Consider the following 4,452-nt stretch of genomic DNA (forward strand, 5'->3'; position numbering starts at 1 on the left):
GCCAACGCCGCAGAGATCTTCCTCGAGGCACGACACCCGCGAAGCTTCGTCTCGCTCGAAGGAGCAGACCATCTCCTGACCGCACGAGGACAAGCGCAGCGAGCCGCCCACATCGTCAGCGCCTGGGCCGACCAGTACATGCACAGGTCACGGCCCATGAGCCGGTAGAAGTCGTTCTGTCAGGCGTGGGTGCGCTCCACGTGCCAACGCTGACTGGCCTGGACGTGCAAGTTTATGGTGCTCGGGCGCAGCCACGGGGCACAGCGCGGAGAGGCACAACGGCATACAGCAGTGCGCCGTCGCCACGCTCCGCGCCGCGCCGGATGGTCTCCTGCAGGGCGTCGGCCTCGGGTTCGGGTCTGCGACTGCTTGGTGTCGCGGCGGAGCCACTCGGCCGCGAACCCCACCGCCGCGCGCAGGTCCCCGACAAGCGAACGGGGATCAATGCCTGCATAAGAGACACCGATCGGTCCTGAGGGCGGCACACGGCCACACGCCGGCGGTCTCGACGAGGTGGGGAGATCCACTGTGGTCAGCCTCTTCGCAGCGGCACAGGGACCGGAGGCGACAGCTCGTCTCCGTCCTGCGCCGTGGGCCGGTGCCGGCGCGCGGCCAGGGCCTGAAGGCGTCCTGCCACATACCAGCTCAGTTGCGCCAGGACCGCGCCCGCAAACGCATCGAGCACATAGTGATTGGCGGTCAGGACGACCGTGGCGTCCATGGACATGGTGAGCGCCACAGCCAGGACACGCAGCCAGACTGTCCTGGTGGCGGCGAGGATCGCCAGCGTCATGAGCAGGTTCCAGCCGACGTGGAGACTGGGCATCGCCGCGTACTGGTTGGTGAAGGCGGGCGGCTGCAGCACCCGGTAGGCGTGGGACTGTTCGGTGACGGTGTCGGTCATGCCCAGGGCCGCCAGCCGGGGCGGGGCCACCGGGAACACGGCGAAGGCGACGAGACCGACTGCCCCGGAGAGCAGCATCGCGCAGGCCGCCCTTGCGTACAGCTCCGGGCGCCGGGACAACAACCAGATCAGGGTGAGAGCGATGACCGGCCAGTGGCCGAAGATGTAAATCCAGTTGAGGAGTCGAGTGATGGCCTGGTCATTGACCACCAGGCTCTGCACGGTGGGCTCCCAGTCAAGGTGCAGGCCCCGCTCGGCCGCCTCGACTCGTGCGGCGCCGTGCAATGCCTTGGCCTGGGAGCTGTCAGTCAGTCCCCTGACACCGAAGTAGCCGAGGACGGCCCCTATGACGATACCGATCCGCAAGACGATGCGGGATGAGGCTCCCGACGGCCGCGACAGACGTGGTGAACGCCCCAGCAAAGTCCTGGACACCGCGTAGCGGGCGCGCCGCGCGCAGAACTCGACCACCCTCATCGCGCGTGCTCGACAATGTGGCGGCCGCCTTGGACGCCCGGGTGCGGCGCGGGGCGGGGCCCGCTCCGGTCGGGGCCCAGGAGGGCGAGGCGGGTGAGCGCCGCGTGGCGGACGCGACCGAGTTCCTCAAGCTGGTGTCCGCTCAAGGCGTCGGTAACGTACTGCCTGACGGCACGTACGTGCGGTGCCGAGGCCTGGCGGAAGGACAGCAGACCGTCTTCGGTCAGCAGCCGGCATCGCTTGGTTGCCGTATGCACAACCGACAGCGGCACGACGAGCTGCTCGCTGGTCCTGCGGTGCGATGCGGCGGCACCAGGTGCCGCTGCGGCCAGGGTTCCCATGTTCGCCTTACCTGATGGGTGGTTCAATTTCGCAGAAATTACGTGAGTTTTGCCGCTGGTTGCTCGAGTCCGAGCCGCAGCGGGAGCAGCTGGCAGGGCGTGCAGCCTTCCCTGCGCTCCGCCCATTCGCGGGTTGTGCGGCTTTTGGCACCTATTCGCCCTGAGGTCTTGCGGTGACGCCGCCGTCCTCACTCCGGCCTGTTGACCGGCAAGATCAACCCGATCCGGGAGTTTCTGCACGTGCGGGCACATGCGGACCGCGGTCCAGCCGCGACGGAACGACGGTGCAGGCTCCACCCGCGCGCGGATTCCACGCCTCACGGCGCAGCCGAGTCTCCGACAGAGCCCTTGCCCGTGCGACTGAGGAGACCGCGCCGGCGAGCGGCGTCGGTGAGCAGCCCCCGCAGACATCGTCGCCCGTAGTGCAACCGGGATCTCGCGGTGCTGGGGGGGATGCGGAGGATCTCCGCGATCTCCATGTGAGAGAAGTCTTCAACGTCAGCCAGGTGCACAACGATCGTGAGCTTTCGCGGGAGTTGCCGAAGCGCGGCTTTCACCTCATGGTCTGACAGCCGGCCCAAAGCCTGCGCCTCAGCGGTCTGGGGAACCTGCAACGTCGGGTGCGTTGTTTCCGCCAACCGGCCGACGGGGCGTCCCGGCGGAGAGCTTGAGCGCAGTGGGGGCTGCGGCTCGCCACAGGCATCGAGCACGCTGTCGGCCAAGACCTGGAACAGCCACATCCTGAGATTTGTCTTCCAAGCGAATGACCCGAAGGCGTCGAATGCTCTCCGATAGGTCTCCTGAATCAGGTCCTCGGCGTCGCCGCGGTCGCGGGTCATCTGTACTGCCGCTGCGTACAACCGGTCGATGAATGGCGTGGCCACGCGCTCGAATAGCACAACGAGTTCGGCTGGATCCGGCGCAGCGGTGGGAGGGCTGTTCGCAGCGCCAGCGTTTAGCGCAGCGGCGGTCTCGTTGTCCGTGTCACCGGTGATAGGGATACGTCGATGCGGATGCGGATGCGGCAAGACTTCTCGTTGTATGCGACGGCTGCTCACACCGCGTCCCTCTCTCGTGCAGTTTCGGGGGAAGGACGCCAAGTCCAGGACGGTACCCGGCCCACTTCTGCCTTTCCTGGGCCGTTGAGAGCGGCAGGACGGCGATGCTGTCCTTGGCCGGGAAGCCAGAGGTCCGGCAGACGGTCCGCCGCTGCTCGCCCCCGATGCCGACCTCGTGACAGGAAGGTGCCGCCCACGACGATGGCGATCACCAGGTTCTGCGGGTCGGCGGAGTAGTCCTGGGTGAGTGGGAACTCTCCTTCGTAGCCGTTGTCTTTCAAGGCAAAGTCGAGGCGGGCGGTGTCTGTGGTCGCGGCCGTGACGGCTCTTTCGGTCTGGGACTCATCGGTGGCATCGGAGACTACGGGCTCGGCCAAGCCGCCAGCGGCTTCGACCAGTCGAACGGTTTCCTGCAGGGTCTCGGCTGTGCGGTCGGTCACTCGTGCCGCCCTGCCTGCGCCTGCCGCAGCACCTTGCCCCTGCCGCAGCACCTTGCCCCTGCTGTGGTGAATCCACGATCGCATCGGCCTGATGTCCATCAGCCTGTCTCCTGGCCTTCGGTTCAACTACTTGCCCTATGACGATGCAGGCCAGGTACCAGCAGTGGAACGCCAGGCTGATCCCCGTCCCGACAGGGGGGGGCTGCCGCTCCATGGGGATCACATCGTGTCGCCCGGCAACGCAAACTCCTTGATCCGCTTGCTTGAGAGCTTCGCGCGTGAGCGAGTGAGGCGACGTACGCAACGTCAGCTGGGCAGGCAGGGAGCCGCGGGCAAGTCGGCCATGTCCATGAGGTCGAAAAGGTCGTCCGCTCGATGCCGCAGTCCACGAAAGACTCCTCCGCCCTGCGAGGGCGGGGATCAGCCCGGCGTTCCACCGCCAACACGTGGCCTGCATCGTCACAGGGCAGGCAGTTGAACCGAGAGCGAGGAGAGATTTTGGTGCGATCGAGCGGGCCCCGGGACGGATCCGCACTCACGTCCGCTGACGGAATCAGCGAACCTCCCCTCCCCACGCTTCAGGACCTCGACGCTGTCGTCGCCGGCCTGAGCCTGCGCTACGGCTCCGGCGCCGTCGAAGGCCACAACAATGAGATCAAGATGCTGAAGAGGCAGATGTTCGGCCGGGTCAACTTCGACCTGCACCGCAAGCCGGTCCTCCGCGCGGCACGAGGCCGTTCATGATCGCGGTGTCATGACCCTCCGTGGCTCTGGCACCGAAAGTGATCCAGAACCACTTTTCAGCCCTCGCCGACAGACGGTCATGCTCTTGCCGTTAAGGCCCTGGTGACGGAGGCGGCTCTCACGTAAGCCTTCAGTCCTGTGGCGTCGGCGAAGCGGGATCGGTCGTCGTCTATCTCGGCCAGGACGCGGGCCCCGCTGAGCGACCGACCCCGGAAAAGCCGGCGATGATCTCCGCGTCGGGGTGGTCTCGAATATTCGGATCCAGACTTCGGCGAGGTCGTCCGCGCTCGCGCACGCGGTCTCCAGCCCACGAAGCAATGGGCCTTTCCCGGTAAGCGATCATGCCTGTGTGTGATCGTTCAGATGGTGCGGTCGTATTCGAGCTGGAGCAGGACGAGGGCTGCGGCGGCGATCTGGGTGATGCGGCTGGGATCGAGGCTGACCCGCCGCAGGGCCTTGAAGGTGGTCTTGAGCAGGGCGTTCGCGCG

5 protein-coding genes and 1 pseudogene are annotated in these 4,452 nt (G+C 66.7%); 1 reads left to right on the top strand and 5 read right to left on the bottom strand.

What is annotated here, in order from left to right:
* Window positions 1–532 precede the first annotated feature (532 nt).
* The 4 genes from ACWDA7_RS50780 to ACWDA7_RS50795 all read right to left on the bottom strand — a co-directional run bounded on the left by ACWDA7_RS50780 (window position 533) and on the right by ACWDA7_RS50795 (window position 3,319).
* Window positions 533–1,270 carry a phosphatase PAP2 family protein gene (locus ACWDA7_RS50780; RefSeq protein WP_450614740.1) on the bottom strand — a complete coding sequence of 246 codons (738 nt, stop codon included), beginning with the start codon at window positions 1,268–1,270 and terminating at the stop codon, window positions 533–535.
* 107 nt (window positions 1,271–1,377) lie between these two features.
* Window positions 1,378–1,722 carry a hypothetical protein gene (locus ACWDA7_RS50785; protein WP_450614742.1) on the bottom strand — a complete coding sequence of 115 codons (345 nt, stop codon included), beginning with the start codon at window positions 1,720–1,722 and terminating at the stop codon, window positions 1,378–1,380.
* Window positions 1,723–2,039: 317 nt separating this feature from the next.
* Entirely contained in the window at window positions 2,040–2,606 is a 567-nt protein-coding gene (locus tag ACWDA7_RS50790) for a sigma-70 family RNA polymerase sigma factor (RefSeq protein ID WP_450614744.1), read from the bottom strand.
* A 170-nt stretch (window positions 2,607–2,776) separates the two neighbouring features.
* Window positions 2,777–3,319 (bottom strand): hypothetical protein, encoded by a 543-nt coding sequence (locus tag ACWDA7_RS50795; RefSeq protein ID WP_450614745.1) that lies wholly within the window; start codon window positions 3,317–3,319, stop codon window positions 2,777–2,779.
* A 402-nt stretch (window positions 3,320–3,721) separates the two neighbouring features.
* On the opposite strand from ACWDA7_RS50795, the gene ACWDA7_RS50800 reads away from it, so the two are divergent.
* On the top strand, window positions 3,722–3,964 hold the full coding sequence (locus ACWDA7_RS50800; RefSeq protein ID WP_450614747.1) for a hypothetical protein: 243 nt from the start codon (window positions 3,722–3,724) through the stop codon (window positions 3,962–3,964).
* 359 nt (window positions 3,965–4,323) lie between these two features.
* On the opposite strand, the pseudogene ACWDA7_RS50805 reads toward ACWDA7_RS50800, so the two are convergent.
* Window positions 4,324–4,452, bottom strand: a pseudogene (locus ACWDA7_RS50805) (IS5/IS1182 family transposase); the annotation flags it as partial.

Source organism: Streptomyces sp. NPDC001156 (assembly GCF_053598275.1).

What these genes read in the sequence shown, in the direction of transcription:
- ACWDA7_RS50785 (WP_450614742.1), bottom strand. Translation starts at nt 1,722, where the DNA reads ATGGGAACCCTGGCCGCAGCGGCACCTGGTGCCGCCGCATCGCACCGC.
- ACWDA7_RS50795 (WP_450614745.1), bottom strand. Translation starts at nt 3,319, where the DNA reads ATGGACATCAGGCCGATGCGATCGTGGATTCACCACAGCAGGGGCAAG.